Origin of the sequence: Jeotgalibaca sp. MA1X17-3 (assembly GCF_021513155.1) — a bacterium.
Taxonomy (GTDB): Bacteria; Bacillota; Bacilli; order Lactobacillales; family Aerococcaceae; genus Jeotgalibaca.
Map to the genome: position 1 here is coordinate 1,584,407 of NZ_CP090983.1, position 24,467 is coordinate 1,608,873.

19 protein-coding genes and 2 pseudogenes are annotated in these 24,467 nt (G+C 35.2%); 1 reads left to right on the forward strand and 20 read right to left on the reverse strand.

Annotated features, from left to right (window positions below; translation table 11 throughout):
- Positions 1-25: 25 nt before the first annotated feature.
- From smc to LZ578_RS07925, 13 genes and pseudogenes are all read right to left on the reverse strand, one after another.
- Positions 26-2,539 (reverse strand): chromosome segregation protein SMC, encoded by a 2,514-nt coding sequence (smc, locus tag LZ578_RS07865; RefSeq protein WP_311198616.1) that lies wholly within the window; start codon positions 2,537-2,539, stop codon positions 26-28.
- Positions 2,521-3,582: a chromosome segregation SMC family protein gene (locus LZ578_RS07870; RefSeq protein WP_235144636.1), complete on the reverse strand. Its 1,062-nt coding sequence runs from the start codon at positions 3,580-3,582 to the stop codon at positions 2,521-2,523. Before LZ578_RS07870 ends, smc begins: the two co-directional genes overlap by 19 nt.
- 31 nt (positions 3,583-3,613) lie before the next feature.
- The gene (rnc, locus tag LZ578_RS07875) at positions 3,614-4,303 is read right to left on the reverse strand and encodes a ribonuclease III (protein WP_235144637.1); all 690 of its coding nucleotides are present in this window, start codon (positions 4,301-4,303) and stop codon (positions 3,614-3,616) included.
- Positions 4,304-4,488: 185 nt separating this feature from the next.
- Positions 4,489-6,330, reverse strand: a complete 1,842-nt coding sequence (locus tag LZ578_RS07880) for an oligopeptide ABC transporter substrate-binding protein (protein ID WP_235144638.1) — start codon at positions 6,328-6,330, stop codon at positions 4,489-4,491.
- A gap of 20 nt (positions 6,331-6,350) precedes the next feature.
- Entirely contained in the window at positions 6,351-7,268 is a 918-nt protein-coding gene (locus LZ578_RS07885; RefSeq protein ID WP_396326743.1) for an ABC transporter permease, read from the reverse strand.
- An 86-nt stretch (positions 7,269-7,354) separates the two neighbouring features.
- Positions 7,355-8,317 (reverse strand): oligopeptide ABC transporter permease, encoded by a 963-nt coding sequence (opp4B, locus tag LZ578_RS07890; protein ID WP_235144640.1) that lies wholly within the window; start codon positions 8,315-8,317, stop codon positions 7,355-7,357.
- 2 nt (positions 8,318-8,319) lie between these two features.
- Positions 8,320-9,270: an ATP-binding cassette domain-containing protein gene (locus LZ578_RS07895; RefSeq protein ID WP_235144641.1), complete on the reverse strand. Its 951-nt coding sequence runs from the start codon at positions 9,268-9,270 to the stop codon at positions 8,320-8,322.
- Positions 9,271-10,281: an ABC transporter ATP-binding protein gene (locus LZ578_RS07900; protein WP_235144642.1), complete on the reverse strand. Its 1,011-nt coding sequence runs from the start codon at positions 10,279-10,281 to the stop codon at positions 9,271-9,273.
- Between the two features lie 291 nt (positions 10,282-10,572).
- Complete coding sequence (gene acpP, locus LZ578_RS07905; protein WP_255763831.1) at positions 10,573-10,812, reverse strand: acyl carrier protein; 240 nt, start codon at positions 10,810-10,812, stop codon at positions 10,573-10,575.
- A 100-nt stretch (positions 10,813-10,912) separates the two neighbouring features.
- Entirely contained in the window at positions 10,913-11,950 is a 1,038-nt protein-coding gene (gene plsX, locus LZ578_RS07910; RefSeq protein WP_235144643.1) for a phosphate acyltransferase PlsX, read from the reverse strand.
- Positions 11,951-12,020: 70 nt separating this feature from the next.
- A complete protein-coding gene (gene recG / locus LZ578_RS07915) occupies positions 12,021-14,066 on the reverse strand; it encodes an ATP-dependent DNA helicase RecG (protein WP_396326745.1) in 2,046 nt (681 codons plus the stop codon).
- A gap of 126 nt (positions 14,067-14,192) precedes the next feature.
- Positions 14,193-15,868 (reverse strand): annotated as a pseudogene (locus LZ578_RS07920) (DAK2 domain-containing protein).
- A gap of 44 nt (positions 15,869-15,912) precedes the next feature.
- Entirely contained in the window at positions 15,913-16,275 is a 363-nt protein-coding gene (locus LZ578_RS07925; protein ID WP_235144645.1) for an Asp23/Gls24 family envelope stress response protein, read from the reverse strand.
- A 411-nt stretch (positions 16,276-16,686) separates the two neighbouring features.
- Here LZ578_RS07925 and rpmB point away from each other — a divergent pair, with 411 nt between their 5' ends.
- Positions 16,687-16,875: a 50S ribosomal protein L28 gene (rpmB, locus tag LZ578_RS07930; protein ID WP_235144646.1), complete on the forward strand. Its 189-nt coding sequence runs from the start codon at positions 16,687-16,689 to the stop codon at positions 16,873-16,875.
- 53 nt (positions 16,876-16,928) lie between these two features.
- Here the strand turns inward: rpmB and LZ578_RS07935 are convergent.
- The 7 genes and pseudogenes from LZ578_RS07935 to fmt form a co-directional block, all read right to left on the reverse strand.
- Positions 16,929-17,534: pseudogene (locus LZ578_RS07935) on the reverse strand (thiamine diphosphokinase); the annotation flags it as partial.
- Between the two features lie 48 nt (positions 17,535-17,582).
- On the reverse strand, positions 17,583-18,239 hold the full coding sequence (gene rpe / locus LZ578_RS07940) for a ribulose-phosphate 3-epimerase (RefSeq protein ID WP_235146429.1): 657 nt from the start codon (positions 18,237-18,239) through the stop codon (positions 17,583-17,585).
- 13 nt (positions 18,240-18,252) lie between these two features.
- A complete protein-coding gene (rsgA, locus tag LZ578_RS07945) occupies positions 18,253-19,146 on the reverse strand; it encodes a ribosome small subunit-dependent GTPase A (RefSeq protein WP_235144647.1) in 894 nt (297 codons plus the stop codon).
- A 142-nt stretch (positions 19,147-19,288) separates the two neighbouring features.
- A complete protein-coding gene (gene pknB, locus LZ578_RS07950; RefSeq protein WP_235144648.1) occupies positions 19,289-21,325 on the reverse strand; it encodes a Stk1 family PASTA domain-containing Ser/Thr kinase in 2,037 nt (678 codons plus the stop codon).
- The gene (locus tag LZ578_RS07955) at positions 21,288-22,070 is read right to left on the reverse strand and encodes a Stp1/IreP family PP2C-type Ser/Thr phosphatase (protein ID WP_235144649.1); all 783 of its coding nucleotides are present in this window, start codon (positions 22,068-22,070) and stop codon (positions 21,288-21,290) included. The genes pknB and LZ578_RS07955 overlap by 38 nt, the downstream gene beginning before the upstream one ends.
- Before the next feature lie 4 nt (positions 22,071-22,074).
- Positions 22,075-23,466 (reverse strand): 16S rRNA (cytosine(967)-C(5))-methyltransferase RsmB, encoded by a 1,392-nt coding sequence (gene rsmB, locus LZ578_RS07960; RefSeq protein ID WP_235144650.1) that lies wholly within the window; start codon positions 23,464-23,466, stop codon positions 22,075-22,077.
- A 1-nt stretch (position 23,467) separates the two neighbouring features.
- On the reverse strand, positions 23,468-24,409 hold the full coding sequence (fmt, locus tag LZ578_RS07965; RefSeq protein ID WP_235144651.1) for a methionyl-tRNA formyltransferase: 942 nt from the start codon (positions 24,407-24,409) through the stop codon (positions 23,468-23,470).
- Positions 24,410-24,467 lie beyond the last annotated feature (58 nt).

The following is a 24,467-nucleotide window of genomic DNA, read 5'->3' on the forward strand; positions in this document are numbered from 1 at the left end:
ATATATTGCAGCTACTTGGATTCCATTATACATTTTCTTTGTCATCAAATCGCACAGATGCTAATCTTGATACTCCAGAATCTTGCATGGTAACTCCGTATAAAACATCTGCTTCTTGCATGGTTCCTTTCCGATGGGTAATAATAATAAATTGAGTTTTCCCTTCAAATGAGGATACATATTTACCAAAGCGAGTTACATTTGCTTCATCAAGCGCTGCTTCTACTTCATCTAAAATACAAAAAGGTACAGACGATACTTCAATTATAGAAAATAGGAGCGCAATAGCTGTAAAAGCCTTCTCTCCACCAGAAAGTAAACTTAATTGTTGTAGTCTTTTTCCAGGTGGTTGTGCTGTAATTTCAATACCTGTTTCCAGTATATTTGTAGGATCTGTTAGCTGAATCGTTGCTTTTCCTCCTCCAAATAGTTTTGGAAAAGTAATTTCAAATTGATTTTTTATTTCATAAAACTTTTTTTCAAAGCGAGTGGAAACTTCTTGATCCATTTCATTCATGGTATTTAAAAGAATTTCCTTTGCCGTTATTAAATCATTTTGTTGTTCCGTAAGAAATTCGTACCTTTTCGAAATTCGTTCGAATTCTTCAATGGATGCTAAATTAACAATCCCTAAATGTTGTATTTCATCTTTTAAACGATGAACAGTAGCTGATGCTTCTTCTGTCGTTAAGGACAAACGGTATTCCTTTCGCGCTAATTCAAAACTTAATCCATACTCTTCACTCAAACGATTTAAATGATGATCAATAGCTACTTCATAACGCCCGGATCTACTTTCTAGCTTAGCTATCTCCGTCCAAGTGTTTTTTAATGAATATGTGAGTTCTTGCAGTTGCTTTCTATTAGACTCAACGGATCGTTCTAGCTCTTTTTTATCATTTCGCATCGTTTTTAACGACTGATTGATTTCTCTTTTTTTCTGATTTTGAATATTGAATGATTGAGTGATTTCATTCCTTGTCTGGATTTGAGAGGATTCTTCCTTCTTATTTTCTTCTAACTCATTTTGAATGCTATCAACAGCTCGTTGCTCTGTTTCAATTATATTTTTAGAGTTTTGAATGTCTATACGTATTTGTTTTTCTCGCTCAAGTAAAACCGCAAGCTTTTGTTGCGCATTCTGAAGTTCTTTTTGTATGGTATATAAGCGATTGATACGTTCTTCTTCGCTCATTGTAGAGGTTTCCATATCCGTTTTTATTTTTATAATTTCATTGGAAATAGTGTTTTTTAACTCTTTTTCTGCTGCAATTTGTTTCTCTACTTCAGATAAATTTTTAATCAGTATTTTTTCTTCATATTCAGAAGAAACTTTTTCTTCTTTTAACAGATTCAGTTTTTCTAGTTCTCTATCTTTTGAATCGTTCATTTTTTCAAGTTGAAAAAGGTATTCCTTCCACTTGGTCTGCCCTTGATCAATTTGGTTTTCAAATTGATGGATCACACGTTCTTTGGAATCAAATTCACTTTTAAGTTCCTTATAAACTTTGCTTTGTTTGTCAATCTCATTTGCTAATTTTTGTATTGTGTTTTTCCTACTGAATACAGAACTATTTTGTTGTTTTTTCGTAGCTCCTCCAGTCATCGATCCACCCGCGTGAATCACATCTCCTTCTAGAGATACGATCCGATAACGATTTTGAACCATTTTACTGATTGAAATACCACTTTGTAAATCACGAGAAATGATAGTTGTTCCTAATAAATGAGAAGCAATCTTTTCATAAGGTTCCTCATATGTTACAAGGGTATTAGCCATTCCAATAAAACCGGATACCATTTCTAAATCTTTTAAAATAGAAGCAGGCATGGACTTCCCTTTAATAACTGATAAAGGGAGAAAGGTAGCTCTTCCTAAACGATGGTTCTTCAGTATTGAAATACAGTTTGATGCGGAAGACGGATCCGATACGACAATATGTTGAATCGCGCTACCTAACGCAGTATCCATCGCTACTGAAAGTTCCTCTGACACTTGAAGTAATTCTCCAATTGGTCCACGAACACCTTTTATCGTTTCTCTTCTTTTAAGAATTTCTTTAACACCTTGATAGTAGTTCGCATAACGATCTTCCAATTCTTGCTGGCTTTCTTTACGAGCCTCTGCTTGTTGCAAATCTCTTGTTATGGTTCGTATTTTTTGTTCCAAAAGGTTTTGTTGCTTTTGTAGGTCCTCTAGTTGCTCTTTATTATTTTTGGTCTTTATTTCCAACTCTTTGATATTCTTTTCATATTCTTCTATTTGAGTTGTTTTTGTTTCAATCTCCAAAGTGCATTCTACTGTTTTTTCTTTTAATGAGAGAGCTCTTGTTTTGATCAAATTCGTTCTTTCATCAATCCGTTCTCGTTCTTTATTCAAATGTAAAAGAGTATTTTTATTTGTAGATTGAAGTTGAAGTTTTTCTATGTAAACTTCTCGTAATTGTTGAATCCATTTATTCTTATCTTCTGATAGCTGTTTTTCTTGTTTTTCAAAATCTTTTATTTGATTTTGTAATTCTACTTTTTCAAAGTGAATTCTTTACTTTTACTTGATAATGTTGTTGCATTTAATTCTTGTTCTTCGATTAATTTTACTTTATCTTGGATAATTTCCTTTTGTTGCTTTTTACTTTTAGTCGAAAAGTCAGCTTTTTGTTCTAAAATATTCTTTTGACCTTCCAATTGTTCCAATTTCTGTATTACTTGAACATGTTCTTCCTGTAATAGATCGATATCATCATTTATCTTTGCTTCTTTATGTTTTAAGATACTTAAATAATTTTGTGCTTCACTTTGATCTGTTTCTAATTTTTTTGTACGTTCTTGATATTGAATCAATTCTTTTTTACTTAATTGCCATTGTTCACTTACAGTTTCAATCTCCACTGCAATGAGTGCAATTTCAATATCGCTTAACTCTTTTTTCTTATTTTGATACTGAAGTGCCGTATTACGCTGTACTTCTAAAGGCGTTAGCTGACTAGTAATTTCATGCAAAATATCTTCTACTCGATTTAGATGTTCTTCTGTACGTTCGAGTTTACGCTCCGCACTAATTTTTCTACTCTTGTATTTCGCAATTCCAGCAGCATCCTCAAAAATACTTCTTCTTTCTTCAGGCTTATTCTGGAAGATTTGTTCTACTTTCCCTTGAGAAATCATAGAAAAAGAATCTTTACCTATTCCTGAATCCATTAACAAATCCGTAATATCTTTTAAACGACATGGTTTTTTATTGATAAAACAATTACTTTCTCCATTTCGATTCATTCGGCGAGTAATACTCACTTGTGAAAAATCGATCGGTAACGTTTGATCTTCATTATTGAACAGTAATGTTACTTCCGCAATATTAACTGGTTTCCGTGATTCTGAACCAGCAAACACAATATCATCCATTTTCTTACCACGAAGGTTTTTTGCAGATTGTTCTCCCAAGACCCAACGAACTGCTTCAGATAAATTGCTTTTTCCACTACCATTTGGGCCCACTACCGCAGTAACACCTTGGTCAAACTCAATTACAGTTTTATCTGCAAATGATTTAAATCCTGTCATTTCAATTTTCTCGAGATGCAAATAAAACATCCTTCCTTAACGAACTTTATAATTATTTAACTCTTTTTTGTAAAGCCATTTTTGCAGCGCTTTGTTCCGCTGCTTTCTTACTACTACCTACACCAGTTCCCATTACTTGATTATCGGCTCGTACTTCCACTTCAAAGTGTTTTGCATGTGAAGGCCCCTCTTCTGTCAAAGTAATGTAACGAATAGCAATATCACCATTCTTTTGAAGTTCCTCTTGCAGTAATGTCTTATAATCCATCGCATGTGAAAAAGCATCCTCTTTAATCTTCGGCATGACAATTTTCATTATAAACCGTCTTGCCTCTTCAATCCCTTGATCCAAGTACACTGCTCCTATAAATGCTTCAAAAAGATCACAGAGTAAAGCAGGACGATTTCGACCGTTCATATTTTCTTCACCTTTTCCAAGACGAATATATTGGTCAAACTCACACTTCTTAGCAAATTCTGCCAGACTAGGTTCACAAACGATTTGTGCTCTCAAACGAGTTAAACGTCCTTCTTGCCATTCGTGATAATAGTGAAACAAATAATCTGAAACAACAATTTCTAAAACAGCATCCCCTAAAAATTCCAATCTTTCATTGTTCTTCCAATTTTTTTGACGATGCTCATTCACATAAGATGAATGGGTAAATGCTTCCCATAGTAATTCTTTATTCTGGAAGGTAATCCCATATTTTTCTTTTACCATCTTTTCTAATTCTTTCATATTCGTTCCTCCTTCCTATAGATATCTTAGGTTCTCTAAGTAGATACTTCCTTATTATACGCTAAAAACATCATTCTTGCATCCCATTCCAAATTGAAAAAAAGGAAGCAAAGTTTTTCAACTTTACTTCCTTTTATCATTCTATTTACTAACGTTTAATTAAACGTTTAGGTTAGTAGAAATACTTAGTATGGTGAGTCTGAAGTTAATTCTACAGCTTCCCATCCATCAGTAGTTCCGTAAGTAATGTCATAATTTTTCACGCGGTTATTAACTGCGAATACTTCACTACGCCATAGAGTTGGAATTACAGGAACATTCTCAAACATGTGCTCTTGCCAATCTCTAAATGCTTGGAACTTGAACTCTGGGTCAAATGATTCTGCAGAGTTAATTTTATCCAATAGTTCTGTATTCTCATCATTTACATAACGAAGATAGTTGTAAGCCGCTGTTTCACCGTAAAGACCTGTTGGGTTTGGATCACTACCAGTTCCCCAAGCTCCTTGATAGATATCAATTTCCTCATTATCAGCTTCAAGCATGTCATAGAATGATTGGAATTCGATTAAACGACCAGTAGATAAGGTTACGTTTAGACCAATTTCGTTCCATTGCTGCATGTAGTATTGAGCGATTGGTTCAGCAGTCGCTCCACCTGACATAGAAGCAAATTTGATTTCAAGTGGATTTCCTTCTGTATCTTCACGGAATCCATCACCATCAACGTCTTCATAACCAGCGTCATCCAAGATTTGCTCTGCTTTTTCTAAATCAAGGTAGAAACCTTCGATATCTTCATTAACAAAGTCAGCAAATACTGGTGGAATCATCGCTTTTGCATTTTCACGTAGCCCTTGATAGAACTCAACAGCAATTTCATTATTATCGATTGCGTAAGCCATAGCTTTACGTAGATTTACGTCAGCCATTTTTGCATCAGGGTTTAAAACGTTACGTGCAGGTGTAACTATATTCCCAGCATCATCTTTTACAGCAGGTTCCCAGTTACCAAGTTTAAATCCAAGGTACGTATATGCTAATTGTTCACGACCAAGAAGAGTTAGGTTGTCTAAATCTTTGTATGTATCATACAAATCTGTAGGCATGGAAGCAACATCATAACGACCGTTCTCTACTTCAGAAACCACTGTTTCTGGTGATACTACGTCAGCTACTACGCCATCTAGTTTAGGAGCGCCTTTCCAGTAATACTCATTTGCTTCATATTCAACAGACTCACCTGGTGTAATTGATTTAACACGGAAAGGTCCTGCGCCAACTGGATTTTTACGTACTTCATCAGAAGCAGCCATATCAGCAATAGCAACATTTTCCAATTGGTGTTTCGGCATTGGATAACTCCAAATTCCTCCACCAGATTGTAGAATAGAAGGATTTACTTCCATATATTCAATACTAATGTTTTGGTCATCGATTACTTTAATTCCAGAAATTGTATCAGAATTTCCAGTATGATAATCTTCCATACCAACAATATTTGTAAAGTCTGCACCGTAACGAACTCCAGTATAATCTGCAGAACCAATTACTTCATAAGAGAATAATACGTCTTCGGTTGTGATAGGCTCGCCGTCAGACCATTTTAAATCATCTTTTAATGTAATATTGATGGTTGCAGCTTCTTGATCAAATTCAAAAGTAGCCATTCCATCTTGAGAAAGCATGAAGTTTTCATCAACGGAGAACATTGCTTCGTGTGTAAAGCCCATCAATTCAGAGTCATAAGCATCTTCATAAAACTCAGGACTAAAAACCCCTTGGAATGGTGAACTTGCTACAAGAGCATAATTTAAGACGCCACCTTCAATAGAATCTTCATCATTACCCATAACTGTATCAAATGTTGGGATTCCTGCTTCTGATCCATTATCTCCTGAAGTAGATTCAGATACACCTGTATCCGTTCCTCCACTCTCTGTTGTTGCATCGTTGTCATTCTGACATGCAGCTAGTGTTAATGTAAGAGCTGCAAAAGAAACCAAACCTAATTTTTTCTTTAACATATTTCTTCCTCCCTTTTCTTTTACCCTAATCTTTGTTTTGAGTCTGCCGCACGCTGCAACGCTTGGCCGACATAGTTTATGCTCAACATCAATACCAAAATCAATAGTGATGCTGGCAGCCAAACCCATGTTTTATTTTCTATGACATCTGGGGATGTCGCATACCCAATGAGAGTACCTAAACTTGGTGTGGATGGAGGTAGACCGAATCCTAAGAAACTTAATCCAGTTTCTATTCCAATATTTCCAGCAAAGTTCAAAGTTGAGTTAACAATAATCAACGAACTTAAGTTTGGCATCACTTCGCGAAACATAATTTTAAAATCACTTGTTCCTAACGTCTTAGACGCATTGACATAATCCCTAGCACTTTCAGATAAGGAACGACTCCGGAAAATCCGGGCTTTCCCTACCCAACTAAAGGCACTCATAATGAGTACAAAAGTGAAACGATTATATGTCGAAACAATTGATACAAAAACAATTATTATCATATTAATTGGTAGGACCATGATGAAGTCAACAATTCTCATAATGATGTTATCAATGATTCCACCATAATATCCAGAAATGATCCCTAAACCAATACCAATGATACCGGTAAGAATCGTAACGCTGAATCCAATAATAATGGAGTTGCGTCCTCCAATAAACAATTGACCCAGAACATCACGTCCACCCTCATCAGCACCAAGGAAATATTCTACTCCAGGTGCTTCATAACGATTGAAGATATGAACTCTCATAACTTCTGCTTGATCAAAAAATAAATAGGAACCAACAAAAATTACTACAAGCATAGTAATCAATAACGTCAAGGAAAACATAGCTAATTTATCTTTTTTAAACTCTCTAGCAATTACTTGGAAGCCAACAACAGCCGCTGCTTCATCATCTGTTTCTGATAGTATATCCAGACTTGAGTCAGTATGGTCCATCTTTTCAATATCAGATGCCACTTCTTCCAATTTTCCAGCTTTTTTTCTTCTTCAGAATTCATTTTAGTTTACCTCCTTTTTCTCGTTTACTCAATACGGATTCGCGGATCGACAATGCTCATGATAATATCAGAAAGCAATGTACCGAAAAGTGCGGTCAGTCCGAAGAGTAAGATTAATGCAGTAATAACACTATAGTCACGGGCTCCTAGTGAATCAATAAACAGTCTTCCCATACCTGGGAAAGAGAATATCCGTTCAATAAAGATTGATCCACCGATAAGTCCGGTAATGTCATATCCTACAAAGGAAGCAATAGGTAAAATGGAATTACGGAAAATATGTTTGGAGTATACTCGTTTTTCAGGAACTCCTTTTGATCGTGCCGTTTTAACATAATCTTCTTGTTTTGCATCGATAACTCCAGTTCGTAAATATTGAATCGTACTAGTAGTCGCTAACAAGGCATAAGAAAGAGCTGGTAAAATCAAGTGGTAGAATCGATCCCAAACATAGGCAAAAGTACCTGATTCAAGTCCACTTTGAACGGTTCCTCTTGTTGGGAACCAATCTAATGTAAAACCAAAAATCCAAATCAATAGTAATGCAAAAACGAAAGTTGGAATAGCGAAACTAAAGTAATTATAGAAACTGATTGCTTTATCTCCCCATGAACCATTGTAACGTCCTGCATACATACCAAGTGGGATTGCAATTAGATAAGTAAAGATAAGCGATACAATGGACAACCAGATTGTATTACCAACTCGTTGACCAATGATCTCAGAAACTTGGATTTTGTATGTATAACTCTTCCCAAAATCACCTTGTAAGGCATTGGTTACCCAATCCCAATATTGAACGTACCATGGATTATTTAATCCAGCAGCTTCTTTTAACGCTTCTATAACAGCAGGATCTGTATCTGGTGTTATGAGACCTGTAAATGGATCTCCAGGCATCGCCTTTGCCATCAAGAATACGAAAAGACTAAGAATGATTATTTGAGGAATCATTAGTAAAACTCGTCTAAGAATTGTTTTCCACATTTTTAATTACCCCCTTTTAATAGATCTGGTCTCGATGCTACTAAATGTGTATTAGACAAAGGGGTTAAATCATGAACCCGACCATTTTTATCGTAATATTTCTCTTGATTCAATTGATATTCTTCTTCTACAGCGATACGTTCTAGCTTATGAGCTTTTCTATTGATTGGATCAATCGTAGGAATAGCAGAAAGCAAACGTTTCGTATAGATGTGTTGCGGATCGTTATAAATATCTTTTTTATTACCATATTCTACAAACCGGCCGCGATACATAATTGCCAAATCATCACACATATGTTTAACCACACCTAAATCATGTGAGATAAATAGATAGGAAACATTATACTCTTCTTGAATTCGTTTCATAAAGTTCAGTACTTGTGCTTGAACAGATAAATCCAATGCTGAGACAGGTTCGTCGGCAATAATTAACTTGGGATTCGTTGCTACAGCACGAGCAACACCAATCCGTTGTCTTTGACCTCCTGAGAATTCATGCGCATATTTATAAAGTGCATCTTCTGGCATCCCAACAATATCTAATAATTCCATTACACGACGCTTTGTTTCATCAGGAGAAAATCTCTCAAAGTTATCCAAAGGCTCTGATATAATATCAATCACTCGTTTACGTGGGTTTAAGCTAGACATGGAATCTTGGAAAATCATTTGTACGTTTCGGTTATAATTTGAAGTACGTTTACGTGCTTTATTTGTAACGTCTTCTCCTTCATAAAAAACTTTCCCTGAAGTAATTCTTTCTAGGCCAACAACTGCTTTACCAACTGTTGATTTTCCTGATCCAGACTCTCCTACAAGACCGTACGTTTTTCCTTCTTCAATCTCTAAATTTACCCCATCAACCGCATAAACATGGTCCGTTACCCGGTTCCAGAAACCACTTCTGATTGGATAGTGTATTTTTAAATCTTTAATTTGCATAAAACTCATTTATTCGTCCTCCCCTTCAAAGTGGAAGTGTTTGTAGCAAGTACACCTTACAAAATGATCGGGTGACACTTCGTGTAAAGTTGGATTTTCTTCATGAGCTTCTGCTGCTGTCCAAGGAATTCGTGCAGCAAAACGACATCCTACTCTAGGTAAATTCTTTAATGAAGGAACGGTTCCTTTAATTACATGTAATTCTTCAAAATCACCATCTAAATCCTCTGATTGAGGAATAGAATGAAGTAAAGATCTTGTGTAAGGATGTTTAGGGTTAGTAAACAATTCCTCAGCAGAAGCCATCTCAACAATTTGACCCGCGTACATTACTGCAACTCGATCTGCTGTTTCAGCAACAACTCCCAAGTCATGTGTTATTAAGATGATTCCTGCTTCTGTTTCATCTTGCAAATCATTCAATAAATCAAGAATTTGTGCTTGTATCGTAACATCTAGTGCCGTTGTTGGTTCATCAGCTATAATAATTGGCGGCTTACAAGATAATGCAATGGCAATAACAATTCTTTGTCTCATACCACCAGATAACTCATGAGGGTATTGTTTCGCTACTCGTTCAGGTTTAGGAATTCCCACTTGATCCAATAGTTCAAATACACGTGCACTTCTTTCTTCACGGGTCATTTTTGTGTGATAAATGAGTGCTTCTTCTATTTGAGCTTCTACAGTCATAAGTGGATTTAATGCAGATAGTGGATCTTGGAAAATCATCCCAATATCATTTCCACGAATTCGATTATATAAAGTTTCATTCAAATCGATTAAGTTTAAATCTTGATAAACTACTTCACCAGTAATTCTCGTATTTGCTTTATTGTGTAATCCTACAATCGTAGTTGCTAAAGTACTTTTCCCACAACCGGATTCTCCAACAATTGCTAATATCTCATTTTTTTCTAATGTTAAGGAAACATCATCCACCGCGTCATAGTAGTGGTCTTTAATACGAAAACCAGTGTGAAGATGGTTAATTTCTAGTAGTGGTTTCCCCGTTGACATGGGATACCCTCCTTCTGTTCATTGCATTATTCGGAAATAACTCAATAATTAGTTTTTTTTCAACATATTTTGGTTAAATAACATTTAATTCTTATCATTAACATAGTGTCGTACTATTGTTAACATTTCTAATTATACTCACTAAAGATTAGAAAGGCAACCTATTATTCATCGTTTTTTAATTTAATTCTACAAAATCTTACACAAAGCTCATATTTGTTTAATAAAAAGCAACATTGTCTATATATTTCAAGGCAATGTTGCTTCCTATACTATTTTTTTGTCTTCTTTTTATTTATCTGAATCGATATAATCGACAGCATCGCCAATTGTTTGAATCTTTTCAGCATCTTCATCGGAAATTTGAACATTAAAAACATCTTCTAATTCCATTATTAATTCAACGACATCTAATGAATCTGCACCTAAATCTTCTTGAAAAGTCAATTCACGAGTTATTTTTTGTTCATCAACACCAAAACGCTCTACAATCATTTTTGAAATTTTATCAAAAGTTACTTGTTCAGCCAAAGAAATACACCTCCAGTGAATTGATATAATAGTCAATCTCATTCAGACAACTGTTTGAAATTACATCTATTATTCTACCGTTCTCTTATTGCTTTGTCCATTACTTTTTTGGTTCTTCTACGACTGCTTTGTCGTCTTCTTTTTCAAAATGAGTAACGAGATCATTAATTACCTGAGAAGAAATAATTTTTCTGATCTGCTTAATCGTATAGTAAACAGCAGTTTTGTCAGCTGAACCATGGGTTTTTACTACCGGTGCTCTTAATCCAAATAAAACAGCCCCGCCATGTTTGGAATAATCTAGAGTATCTTTAACTTCTCCTAAAGCGCCCTTAATCATCATTCCACCAACTTTTGTTTGAATTCCACCATTTAAAATACTGCTCTTCAACATTTTCATTATTCCTAGAGCGGTTCCTTCTATTGTTTTTAAAACAGCATTACCAGTAAAACCATCTGTAATAACTACATCAGCATCACCACTTAGAAGTTCTCTTGCTTCTGTGTTTCCAACAAAATTTATAGAAGAATCTTCTGCTAGAAGCGAATAAGCTTTCTTTGTTAATTCATTTCCTTTTCCTTCTTCTGATCCATTGTTCAACAATGCAACTCTCGGGGATTTAACACCTAATACAAATTCAGAATAATAAGAGCCCAATATACCAAACTGATGTAAGTTTTCTGGTTTTGAATCCGAATTAGCTCCTACATCCATTAAAATAAATTGTTCATCGCCTCTTCCAATAACAGGTAGCACGGGCATCAATCCAGGACGGTCAATCCCTTTAATTCGTCCAATAATTAAAAGACCTGCTGTTAGCAATGCTCCGGTATTCCCTGCAGAGAACAAGGCATCTGCTTCACCGTTTTTAACTGCTCTTGCTGCTAATACCATAGAAGCATTCCGTTTTGAGCGAATGGCTCGAACGGGTTCATCTGTACCGGTAATTTTTTCGTCTGTATGAACCAGATGGATTTTCTCTTTGTTATACCCTTCACCTAAAATTGGGTTGATTAGATTCTCATCTCCATAAAGATTAAATTCTAAATCTGAAAATTCTTTTTGTGCTAATAATATTCCTTCTACAATTGCTTGTGGAGCATTGTCTCCACCCATAGCATCAACTGCTATCCGCATATAAAACCCTCATTTCATTTTGTTGTACTATTATATAATAAATCTGCACTAGATGCTCTTTTTAAGAGTTTTATTGTAACCTAGTTGAGTGTCCACGTTCTTCTTTTAAAAAATGAAGAAGTGGCTGATAAATAGATGAAGATGGGAATCCCTCATCACTCACCATCATAACAGCATCTGTGTGGGCTACTTCTAGGATGTTGGCATTTCGGATGATATCTCCATATTTAAATGCAGGCATCCCTGATTGTTTAATCCCAAATAAGTCTCCCGAACCTCTCAACTCTAAATCCTTTTGACTTAAATAAAAGCCATCCGTTGATTCTGTCATGATTTTCATCCGTTCCTTACCATTATCTGTCTTTGGATTTGCTAATAAAATACAAAAAGACTCTGAGCTTCCTCTTCCTACTCTTCCTCTTAATTGATGAAGTTGGGATAAGCCGAATCGTTCTGCATCTTGGATCACCATCACAGTGGCATTCGGAACATTAAGTCCCACTTCAATAACCGTAGTGGAAACAAGTACTTGATACTCATTATCTTTAAATGCTCTCATCATTTTTTCTTTTTCATCTGCTTTTTGTCTTCCATGTAATAACCCTATTTGCCATTTCCCTTGATAGTACTCCATAACTTTCTGATAGACATCTTCAGCATTTTTTAAATCTAACACCTCAGATTTTTCAATTAATGGAGTAATAATATAAGCTTGCCGATTCATTTCCAATTGTTTACTTATAAAGTCTAGTGAACCTTCTAATTTACTCGATTTACTCCATATCGTTCGAATCGGAATACGCCCTGCAGGTAACTGGTCCAGGATTGAAACATCCATTTCTCCCATTACTGTAATAGCTAAGGTTCGTGGAATTGGGGTTGCTGTCATATATAAAACATTAGGGTTTTCCCCTTTTTCATTTAACGTTTTTCGTTGATTTACTCCAAATCGATGTTGTTCATCAGTAACTACCAACGCAAGATTATGAAATAAGACATCTTCTTGAATTAAAGCGTGCGTTCCGATGACTAGATCTAATTTCCCACTAGCCAATTCTTCTAAAATCGTTTTTCTTACTTTAGGTTTAGTACTACCGGTTAAAAGGGATACTGTAAAAGGAGTTCCTTTAAATAATTGATGAAGGGTCTCATAGTGCTGTTCGGCTAATATTTCTGTTGGAACCATAAAGGCACCTTGATAGCCTTCCAATATCGTCGCCACAAAAGCAATAACGGCAACAATCGTTTTTCCACTCCCCACATCACCTTGTAAGAGCCGATTCATTACATACGGTTCCCTTAGATCACGACATATCTCATTTACAACTCGCTTTTGTCCATCCGTTAGTTCAAAAGGAAGTTTTTGAATAAACTCTTTTAACTGTTCTACATTGTAGGGAATAGAAATTCCTTTTGCTTGATTCTTTCGAGAGTCACGAACTAATTGTAGCTTCATTTGATAAACTAAAAACTCTTGATAAATAACTTGTCGACTCGCCTGTTGAAATTCCGTTTCTGATTTTGGAAAGTGCATCGCTCGAATCGCATCTTTATGACTTTGTAAATGATAGCGAATAGATAACTCCTCTGGAATAATTTCAGGTATCAACGAGTAATATTCCTCTAAAGCAGATTTAATAATCGATACGACTGTTTTTTGTTTGATGTGTTTATTTACATGATAAACAGACTCAAAATCGTTTGCTCCATTATTCTTGGAAGAACCTAATATCTTAAATCCTGCTAAACTCTGACGTAAAGCATCCCATTTACCAAAAACCATGATTTCTTCTTCTAATTGTATTTTATCTTTTAAATACGGCTGATTAAAAAAAGTAATCATAACAATGGCATCTTCAATGGCCATTTTAAAAGACAATCTACTTTTCTTAAAGCCATAATGATGAACGGTTGCAGGAGTTACCACGGTTCCTTTTAAGGTAACTTTATCTTGATCATCGATTTCTTCTAAATTTTTAACCTGAATATCTTCATATCGAAAAGGAAAATGCGTAAGTAAATCATAGACTGTATCAATTCCAAGAGTATGCAATGCTTCTAATCGTTTAGGACCAACTCCAGGTAGTACGTCAATGGAATCATAGATTGATTTTATTTTTTTCATTTTTATTACTTCCCAACTGATTCCATCTCCTATCCCTATTTACAGTTAAAAATATTATTTACTCTTGATAATAAAAATGAAGCTGAAAGGCAAATGCCCCAGCCCCATCATCAATTCCTATTCTACCGATATTAAATAGCTATATACAGGTTGATTTCCAGCTTGTATATCTACTTCAATATCTTTGTATTCTTTAGATAGAACTTCAGAAATTTTTTCACTTTCAGTCTGATTCGTATCTTCTCCAAAAATAAGGGTAATAATTTCACTATCTTCATCAATCATTGCACGAAGTGTATTTAAGACAGTAGTTACTCTATCAGAATGAGAGGTTACAATCTTATCATCCACAATCCCCATGTAATCATCTTTTTTGATAGAAATACCATCAATTGCTGTATCGCGAACTGCGTTTGTTACTTGACCACTCTTCACATTCGCCAATTCATCAGTCATATTATTTTTATTGGTTATCAAATCAAATTGATCATCAAATGCAAGCATCGCTGTCAGTCCTTGAGAAACTGTTTTCGAAGGTACAACTACAACATCTTTTTCAGAAACTTGAGCAGCTTGTTCAGCAGCCATAAATATATTTTTATTATTCGGAAGAATAATGGTTTTATCTGAATTTGATGCTTCAATTGCTTTAAGGATATCTTCTGTACTAGGATTCATCGTTTGTCCACCACTAATAATAGAAGAAACTCCTAGACTTCTAAAGAGATTATGTACTCCTTCTCCCGCTGCAACCGCAATGACACCATAAGGTTTTGTTTCCTCTTTTTTAGGTGTAGAAGTTCCACTACCTTTACCGAGGACCTCATCGTGTTGCATACGCATGTTATCCACTTTTACTTTCACGAGAGAACCAAATTTTTGTCCATAATTCATGACAACTCCTGGTTCTTCTGTATGAACGTGAACTTTTACGATCTCGTCATCTGCTACAACTAACAGTGAATCTCCAATTTCATTGAGGTAGTTACGAAACGTATCATAATCAAATTCATCCGTTACCGTTTTACCTTCACCAATTCGTACCATGATTTCTGTACAATACCCAAACTCAATATCTTGGCTAGTAATGGAATGTGCAATGTTTCCAAAATTTTCTTGATGAGCAATTTCTGTAACATCTGCTTTTTCGATTGTCGTATTTTTTATAGAAACTTTTTTCCAGTCAATGACTCAAGAAATCCTTGGTATATATAGAGAAGACCTTGTCCACCACTATCTACTACCCCTACTTCTTTTAGAACAGCTAAAAGATTTGGTGTATTATCTAAACTAATCTTTGCAGACGATACAACGGTCTCCATAATTTCAATAATATTATCCGTTTCTAATGCTTTTTCTGATGCTGCTTTTGCTGATTCTCTTGCAACTGTCAAAATAGTACCTTCGACAGGCTTCATTACTGCTTTATAGGCAGTCTCCACTCCATTTGAAAAAGCTTCTGCAAATGTCTTTGCATCTAGAGCCACTTTCCCATCCATTGCTTTCGAGAACCCTCTGAAAAGTTGAGATAGAATAACACCCGAATTTCCACGAGCTCCCATCAGTAATCCTTTTGCTAATTCTTTACCTAATTGATCGATATTTGTAGTATCCGCTAGAGATACACGTTCTGTTCCTGAAGAAAAAGATAAGTTCATATTTGTTCCTGTATCACCATCTGGTACTGGAAACACATTTAGAGAGTTCACATATTCTGCATTTTCACTCAAACGCTCTTGTGCGACCTCCACCATCGCTTTAAAATCACTTGCAGTCAGTTCCGTTTTTTTCACCTTAAATATCCTCCTTCACCATGTGGAATGGTGATCTTTCTAGATTAATCATTTAGTACTCGAACACCTTGTACAAAAACATTTACTGTTCCCGCTGCAAACCCGAGCATTGTTTCTAAATTATATTTCACCTGAATTTGAACATTTCGACATATTTCAGAAATTTTTGTTCCGTAAAGGACGATAATGTACACATCAACTGCTACACTTTCTCCTTCTTGTCGAACAATTACACCTTTTGAAAAATTTTCTCTTTTTAAAATCTCGCTAATGTTGTCTCGGATTTGGCTTTTACTAGCCATTCCTACAACACCATAATTATCAGTAGCTGCTCCTCCAACAACAGTTGCAATCACTTCATTGGTTAAGCTAATCTCACCGTATTCTGTTTGGATTTTTACTGCCATGTTCAATAGCCTCCTTAGTATAAATGGAACAAATTCTAATCACAAACTATGATAGCATAATTCCCAGTAAAAAAATAACTTCTACAAATATTATTATAACAAAGAAAGAGGGTATAAGGGAACGGGAAACAGATGAGATTTCATCTTTTTTTCATCATTATTAGAAAAATGATGGTTATTTACATCATTTTTATGTAACTTTCATTATTTTGAGCAATAAAACTTCTTTTATAATGATTGGTATAATCATAAAAATAGTTTTGAATCGAATATTTAATTTTACTGTCAAGTATTTTTGCTTTAAAAGAGTTGCAATAACCTCGGAATTATGATAAATTATTCAAGTGTATGAGATTAGATGAAGATTGCCCCAAAATTAGCACTTCTGAAAGAATTAAAGGAGGTAAAGACATGTCAAAAGTATGTTATGTGACAGGACGTAAAAGCCGCTCTGGTAATAACCGTTCTCACGCTCTGAACTATACAAAACGCACTTTCAAACCTAACTTACAAAAGGTTCGTATTATGGTTGATGGAAAACCTAAAAGAGTTTGGGTATCAGCACGAGCTTTGAAATCTGGAAAAGTAGCACGAGTATAATTTAAAAAAGGCTGCCGGATGCATCTACATGTATCCGGCAGCCTTTTTGTATATCAATTTTTTGTTTTATCTCGACTCTGTATTACTGCCATCAAACCCTCTTCAAAAGAAAATTCCATGATCTCGTCTAAAAATTCATTACTAATTAACCCAATTGGGTACAAATAATCTTTTCCATCTAATGGATACTTAACATTCTTCAATCTGACACTTTTCAGAGGCGATAGTCCAATAAAAGAAAGATATGTTTTATTGGCTTCTTTTTTTAAACAGTACGTTCCTGGCAAATAAAATTGAAGTGTATTTTGTTGATCAACAATAGATATTTTTTTTAGTAAATCTTGATATTCAGGATGATACGCAATCCATAAATTACTAATCATGTGATCAACTCGTCCTCCAAGCAGTCCAAACATTTTAATTTTTTCTACCTCTACGTTTTTTCGCACATAGTCTAAAGCCGCTTCTGTATCCGTCTTCTCTTTTTCAGCTGGAAGCTCTATCACTTCTTTTGATTTTTTCTTGAGTACACCTAGTTCACTTGGGGAGATAGAATCAAAATCGCCAATGGATAGATCAATGGGCACTCCCATCTTTAATAACGCCATAGCTCCTCCATCTACTCCAATTATGAATTGGTCAGACTTCTTTTTCCAATTAAATCTTTGAGATTTTCTTTTCCACCGCCTGCTACAATTAAAACTTCTTTAAACATTCTTAGCTGCTTCTTTTAACTTTTCTATCGCTTTTCCTTCGTCACTAGAACCAAATATATACGATCCAGCAACAAAAACATCTGCTCCTGCTTCTTTACACATCCCAATGGTTTCATCTGTAATTCCACCATCTACCTCAATCTCAAAATGATATCCTTTTTCTTTTCGAATATGTGCTAGTGTTTTAATTTTATCTACTGCACTTTCAATGAAACTTTGACCACCAAATCCAGGATTCACAGTCATCACCAAAACTAAATCAACATCACCTAAAACAGGAACAATCGTTTCGACTGATGTTCCCGGATTAATGACAACACCTGCAGAAACCTTTTCATTTTTGATCATTTGTAATGCACCATGAATATGGTGGGTTGCTTCAACATGAATCGAAATAATGTCAGCACCCGCTTTTGCAAAAGCAGGTATAAATTTTTCTGGATTCGAAATCATTAAATGACAATCCAAAGGTAATTTTGTATGAGGACGAATTGCTTGAACGATATTAGGTCCTAATGTCAAATTATCTACAAACTGACCATCCATTGCATCTACATGAATATAAGAAGCACCTGCTTTTTCAACCATTTTAATATCACGTTCTAAATTTGCAAAATCTGCACTTAAAATTGACGGGGCTATTTTTATCATCATTTCACGCTCACTTTTTATTTTTTTGATACATCGGTTTTCTCTTTTGTATTTCTTCTAAAAATTGTAAATAATGATCGTATCGATATTGCTTGATTTCTCCAGATAAAACCAATTCTTTTATGCGACAATTAGGTTCATTCAAATGCATACATCCTGCAAAACGACAGTCATCACGATGAGCTACAAAATCTGGAAAAAGAAGGGGTAATTGAGACTCTTCAATTGCTTTTAGTTCTACACTACTAAATCCAGGTGTATCAGCAATTAATGCGCCCTCTACTGGAATAAGTTCCACGTGTCTTGTAGTATGTTTCCCTCGTCCTAAAGCTGTTGAGATGGCTCCTGTTTCGATTTCTAAACCTGGGACAAGTAAATTGAGTAAAGTTGATTTCCCTACTCCCGATTGCCCAATGAACACCGTAGAGCGTTCTCCTATATATTGAAGTAAACGTTCTAAAGATGATTGCTCATGAAACTTAGATAAGATCACTTGATAGCCAAGCAATTCATAATCTTTTTTATATTCAGACATTTCATTTAACAGACCTTCGTCTAGTAAGTCTGTCTTGGTTATATAAATAATGGGAGTTATATGATGTGCCTCTAAATAAACCAAAAAACGATCTAATAAATAGGTAGAAAAAGTTGGCTCAACAGCAGACATTACAATCACGGCACTGTCTAAATTGGCAATAGGCGGCCGAACTAATTCGTTTTTACGTGGTTCAACTGAAAGTAGCACTCCTTCTTTTAGATTGTCACTTTCAAATTCTACAAAATCTCCTACTAGTGGATTTGTGTTACGTACACGAAAATTCCCTCTTCCTCTTGTTTGAAACGTCTGTCCTTTTGAATATACATAATAAAAACCGCTAAGAGCTTTTCTAATTTGTCCTTTCAATAAAACTCCTCCTTTACTTTTTTCTTTTATTTTTACGTACGTTTTTTTCAATGAAAGGGAGTTCGCTTTCATTAATGGACTCTAAATCTATCATAGCGTATTATTCACAAAAACGACAACGAATTCGTTGTCGTTTTTATATTTATTTCGTTAGCTCTTTTTCTTCAAGTATAATTTCTCCATCACGTTCTACTTGATAAGCTCCTTTTTCACCTTCGATAATTCTAAAATTTAAAGTAATTTCTTGGTCTTTTGATATATCAAATTCTCTAAATATTTCATCGATCTGATGATCTGCATCTTGCATAGAAACTACGATATGATTTGATTTAGGAATGGACTGAGCAGAATTGGCATCATCTTTGTTACTTTCATTGGATTCCGAGCTTGACTCTTTTTTGTCACTACTCTCTTTTTCAATAGCAGCATCATAAGGAATCGTAATGGTTTTTGAAAATAAGACATATTCTGCTTGGGCAACTCCTGTCGACAAAGTAACGGTAATCGTTTCTCCACGAGTAAAATTACTTTGTGGACTGATGGATTGAGAGATAACTAATCCTTCCGCAATTTCATCTGAAGCCTCTTCTATGAAGTCAACATCTAATCCATATTGGTCTACATAATCCTGTACACTTACTTTCGTATATCCTTTTAAATCAGCCATCGTGAATGCTTCTTTTCCCATACTTACGGTTAGGGTAATCATTTCACCATCGGCTACAATATCAGTTCCATCTTCAATACTTTGACCAATAATAACTCCTGCTTCTTCTTGCTCATCATAGCGATCTAATCTTTCAACGACAAAACCTAATTCTTTCAAACGGTCTCGCACATCACTATAACTTTCTCCAAGATAACTTTCTACAGTAGTTGGTTTTTTTCCTAAGCTGATGAACAAATCTACTTCACTTTGAAAAGGTACGGAACTACCTACAGCTGGTTCTGTGCGAATGGTAAAGGTTTCTGAAATCGTATCATCATATTCTTCAAATACCTCACCTACTATTAAATTCTCTTGTTCCAATAAACGTTTAGCCGTATCTTCATTTACATTTACAATATCAGGAACCATCACTGGTTCTGGTTCTCGATTATTCCAAACCATATAAGAAATAACAAAAACTGCTAGAAATAAAAAAGAAAATAACAGAAAAAGAGGACCTCTTTTTTTCTTTTTCTGATTATTAACAGAACTTTCTTTTTTATTTTCAGAAGAACTACTCGAATAAATAGGTGTTTTTTCTTCTGTTGGAATCATTTCTTCTTTTTTCAATGGTGGAGTAATCGGCTGCATGACTTTCGTTTCATTCAACATGGAGGCCGGTATAAAGGCTACCTCATTTTCTCGACTAGGATCTAAAGCTGTATCTAAGTCAGCCAACATCTCTTCACAAGTTTGATAACGGTCAATCGGTTCTTTTGCTGTAGCCTTTAATATTATATTTTCTAAACTTTGAGGAATTTCTGGATGTTCCTTTCGAATAGAAGGCATTTCTTCTTGAAAATGTTTCAAAGCGACTGAAACAGCTGATTCTCCATCAAAAGGCACTTTTCCACTTAATAATTCGTAGAGCACAATTCCTAAAGCATAAACATCTGATTTAGTTGTTGCCATCCCACCTCTTGCTTGCTCTGGAGAGAGATAGTGGACAGAACCCAACAATGTATTCGTTTGTGTGATAGATGTATCCGAAAGAGCTATTGCAATACCAAAGTCAGTTACTTTTACATGATTATCTTCATCAATTAAAATATTTTGAGGCTTTATATCTCTATGAATAATCCGATTTTGATGGGCAAGAGCCATCGCTGACAAAACTTGATTCATAATATGAATCGAATTTTGCGGACTTACCTTGCCACTATTTTCAATATACTTTTTTAAATCTGTACCTTTTACATATTCCATAACAATGTATTGAAGTCCGTTTTCCTCATCTACATCATAAACACTAACAATATTCTGATGAACTAGTTGTGTAGCAGAAAGGGCTTCTCTTTGGAATCGTCTTAGAGCGTCCGTGTTATTCTGAAAATCAAAGCGTAAAACTTTCACAGCAACATCTCGGTCCAAAATTAAATCATGTCCCAAATAGACATTAGCCATCCCACCTGTTCCAATTAAACGAATAACTTTATAACGCTGTCCGATTTTCTTTCCGATCTCTAGCAAGTTCCCCCTCCTCCTCTTCTCCAAATTCTGTTAACAATACTGTTATATTATCTAAACCACCCTCATGATTGGAGAGTTCAATTAACTGGTCCGTTTTCTTTTCAAGAGGAAGCGATTCTTTCAAAATTTGTTTTATTTCTTCTTCTGGAATCATATTTGTTAATCCATCTGTACATAACATGAGTACATCTTTTGGACGCACTGGAAATGCTACTAAATCAACTTGAACCATTTTTCTAGATCCAACAGAACGAGTAACAATATTTTTTTGCGGATGATGTTGTGCATCTTCTAATGTAATTTCACCTGATTTTACAAACTCATTCACTAAGGAATGATCTTCGGTCAGTTGTTTTAATTGATCATCTCTAAAAAGATAGGCACGACTATCTCCTACATTTGCGATTAGTACTTCCTCTTTTACAAAAGTAGTTGCAACCAAAGTTGTTCCCATACCATCTAGATCTATAAAATCTAATGATTTTTGAAAAATAAGACTATTAATTTTTTGGATGGAATCTAGAAGCCAACTAGACAAGCGATCAATATCTTGAAAGGACGTTTGTTTCCATGCTTGTCCCAGATGAGATACGGCCATTTCACTAGCAACGTCTCCGGCCTTATGTCCTCCCATCCCATCACAAACAATCATAAGCGGTTGATCATCTTTATTTTTAAACCAGCTTACATAATCCTGATTTACACTTCTTTTTTTACCAATGTCACTTCGATAGGCAATTTGCATATTGTCACTCTTCTCCTCTGGTTGTCTTTTCCATTGCACAAATAAAGAATCCATCTGTACCAAAATCATCCGGATAAATTTCTACATACCCTTCTGGCGTGATAACCGTGCTTGGTAATTCTATTTCTGGACTGAACGCTGATTTTGAATCTGCTGGAATAACCTTCATATTCGGATGTTCCTTTAAGAACGTTTGAACGGTTTCTTGATTTTCTTCTTGTACGATTGTACAGGTACTATAAATGAGTCTTCCATCGGTTTTCAGAAGTGGCTCTACAGCATTTAATATTTCTTGTTGCTGTTTTTGAAGTTCATGAATATCCGTATCTTTTAAAGAATATTTAATTTCTGGTTTTCTTCTCATTAATCCCATACCAGAACAAGGAGCATCTACAAAAATGACATCAAAACTTTTGGGATCAAATCGTTCACTAGATTTTTTTGCATCCAGAAGATGAGTAATTACTTCATCCGTAACGTGCAGTCTTTTTGTATTCTCTTCAATGAGTTTTATTTTGTGTTCATGGATATCCAGTGCATGAACTTCGCCTTCTACTGCTTTGTCTAAAAAGCTAGCTATGTGAACTGTTTTCCCTCCAGGAGCAGCACAGGCATCCAAAACTTTATCGGTAGGTTTTAAGGAGCCAAATAGGGCTACTAATTGACTAGACTCATCTTGAATGGTTATGATTCCATTTTTAAATAATTCCGACTTAACGACACGTCCAGAATGAACACGTAATCCATATGGAGAGATGGGACTAGCTTCTGCTTTGATATGATCTTCTAACAAACGCTGACGTACCTCATCTATCGAAACTGTTCGATCTTGAATGCGAATAGATAGATAAGGAGCTATTTGTAAAGAATGAGCCAAGCTTTCTGCTTTTTCATTTCCCAATTGATTTATTAGTTTCTTTATAATCCAAACCGGTACACTAGAGCCTATGCTCATTCTTTCAATCGGATCGGTTATTTCTTTCCAATCTTTTAAGCCATTTCGTTGAACATTGCGTAAGATTCCATTCACCAATTTTGAAATTCCCGTATGCCCTTTAAACTTTGCAATCTCAACGGCATCGTAAAGAATAGCATGATCAGGAATCTTATCTAAGTAAACCATTTGATAAGCTGACAAACGTAATAAATTACGAACCCAACTTTCTAATTTTTTAGGAGAACGGACATACGGAGTTAACCCATAATCTAATGTTAATTTTCTTTGGGTAACACCATATACTAATTCTGTCAGAAGTCCCGCATCTTTTTCGCTTAACTTATGTTGATCAATCATTTTGTTCAATAAAATATTTGAATAAGCACCTTCAGATTCAATTGCTTCTAGTATTTCATTTGCTAGATATCGGACAGAATGAATGATTTTATTTTTTGCCATATTATTCAAATCCTATTCTTTGGATGGAATGGATGTCAACGCCATTTATAAAACTTGCAGCCGACATCTTCTTTTTTCCTGCTGGTTGTAATTCTGTTACTTTTAATACGGATTGACTTCCACAAGCAAGATAAAGGGCATCTTTATCCCATTCAATGAGTGAGCCAGGTTCAAGTGACGTTTCATCATCTACTTTTTCTGCTTCCCAAATTTTACATCGTTCCCCATTCAAGAGTGCATGAGCTACGGGCCAAGGACGCATCCCTCTAATTTTATTGGCAATCTGTTCTGCTGATTGATTCCAATCGATTCTTTCTTCTTCTCTTTTGATGTTCGGTGAAAAAGTCACTTTAGACTCCTCTTGTGCAGTAGAAGTGATTTTCCCTTCAAATACATCTGGAAGTGTACGCATTAATAGATCTCTTCCTAGCAGGCTTAATTTATCAAACATCGTTCCAACATCATCGTGGTTCTCAATACGGATTTTCTCCTGAGAAAGGATATCACCAGCATCCATTTTTCTCTCCATATAGATAATGGAAATACCTGTTTCTTTTTCTCCTTCAATAATAGCATAATGAACCGGTGCTCCACCACGATATTTTGGCAAAAGAGAGGCATGGACATTAATAGAACGATAGGCTGGTGCATGAATTAATTTAGTTGGTAAAAACTGTCCATATGCGGCTGTGACAATTAAATCTGCTTTCAAGGCGAGTAGTTCTTCCATTTCTTTTGATCCTGATATTTTTTCAGGTTGAAACAAAGGAATATTATGCTTTACAGCGACTTCTTTTATTGGTGAAGGTGTCAAAACTTTCTTTCTTCCTACCGGGCGATCGGGTTGTGTAACAACGGCTACTACCTCATATTTACTGTTAATAAGTTCTTCTAAAATAGGAACTGAAAAAGCTGGTGTTCCCATAAAAATAATTCGTTTCATTTAAGCGGCTTTATTTTATAGTTCACTATAAAATGTACCTTCTCCCCTCTCTTTTTGA

Bases quoted from the DNA above. Each gene is read 5' to 3' on its own strand.
- rnc (WP_235144637.1), bottom strand. From the start codon at position 4,303: ATGAAAGAATTAGAAAAGATGGTAAAAGAAAAATATGGGATTACCTTC.
- LZ578_RS07880 (WP_235144638.1), bottom strand. From the start codon at position 6,330: ATGTTAAAGAAAAAATTAGGTTTGGTTTCTTTTGCAGCTCTTACATTA.
- LZ578_RS07885 (WP_396326743.1), bottom strand. From the start codon at position 7,268: ATGGACCATACTGACTCAAGTCTGGATATACTATCAGAAACAGATGAT.
- opp4B (WP_235144640.1), bottom strand. From the start codon at position 8,317: ATGTGGAAAACAATTCTTAGACGAGTTTTACTAATGATTCCTCAAATA.
- LZ578_RS07895 (WP_235144641.1), bottom strand. From the start codon at position 9,270: ATGAGTTTTATGCAAATTAAAGATTTAAAAATACACTATCCAATCAGA.
- LZ578_RS07900 (WP_235144642.1), bottom strand. From the start codon at position 10,281: ATGTCAACGGGGAAACCACTACTAGAAATTAACCATCTTCACACTGGT.
- plsX (WP_235144643.1), bottom strand. From the start codon at position 11,950: ATGCGGATAGCAGTTGATGCTATGGGTGGAGACAATGCTCCACAAGCA.
- LZ578_RS07925 (WP_235144645.1), bottom strand. From the start codon at position 16,275: ATGGCAGTAAAAATCCAAACAGAATACGGTGAGATTAGCTTAACCAAT.
- rpmB (WP_235144646.1), top strand. From the start codon at position 16,687: ATGTCAAAAGTATGTTATGTGACAGGACGTAAAAGCCGCTCTGGTAAT.
- LZ578_RS07955 (WP_235144649.1), bottom strand. From the start codon at position 22,070: ATGCAAATTGCCTATCGAAGTGACATTGGTAAAAAAAGAAGTGTAAAT.
- rsmB (WP_235144650.1), bottom strand. From the start codon at position 23,466: ATGGCAAAAAATAAAATCATTCATTCTGTCCGATATCTAGCAAATGAA.
- fmt (WP_235144651.1), bottom strand. From the start codon at position 24,409: ATGAAACGAATTATTTTTATGGGAACACCAGCTTTTTCAGTTCCTATT.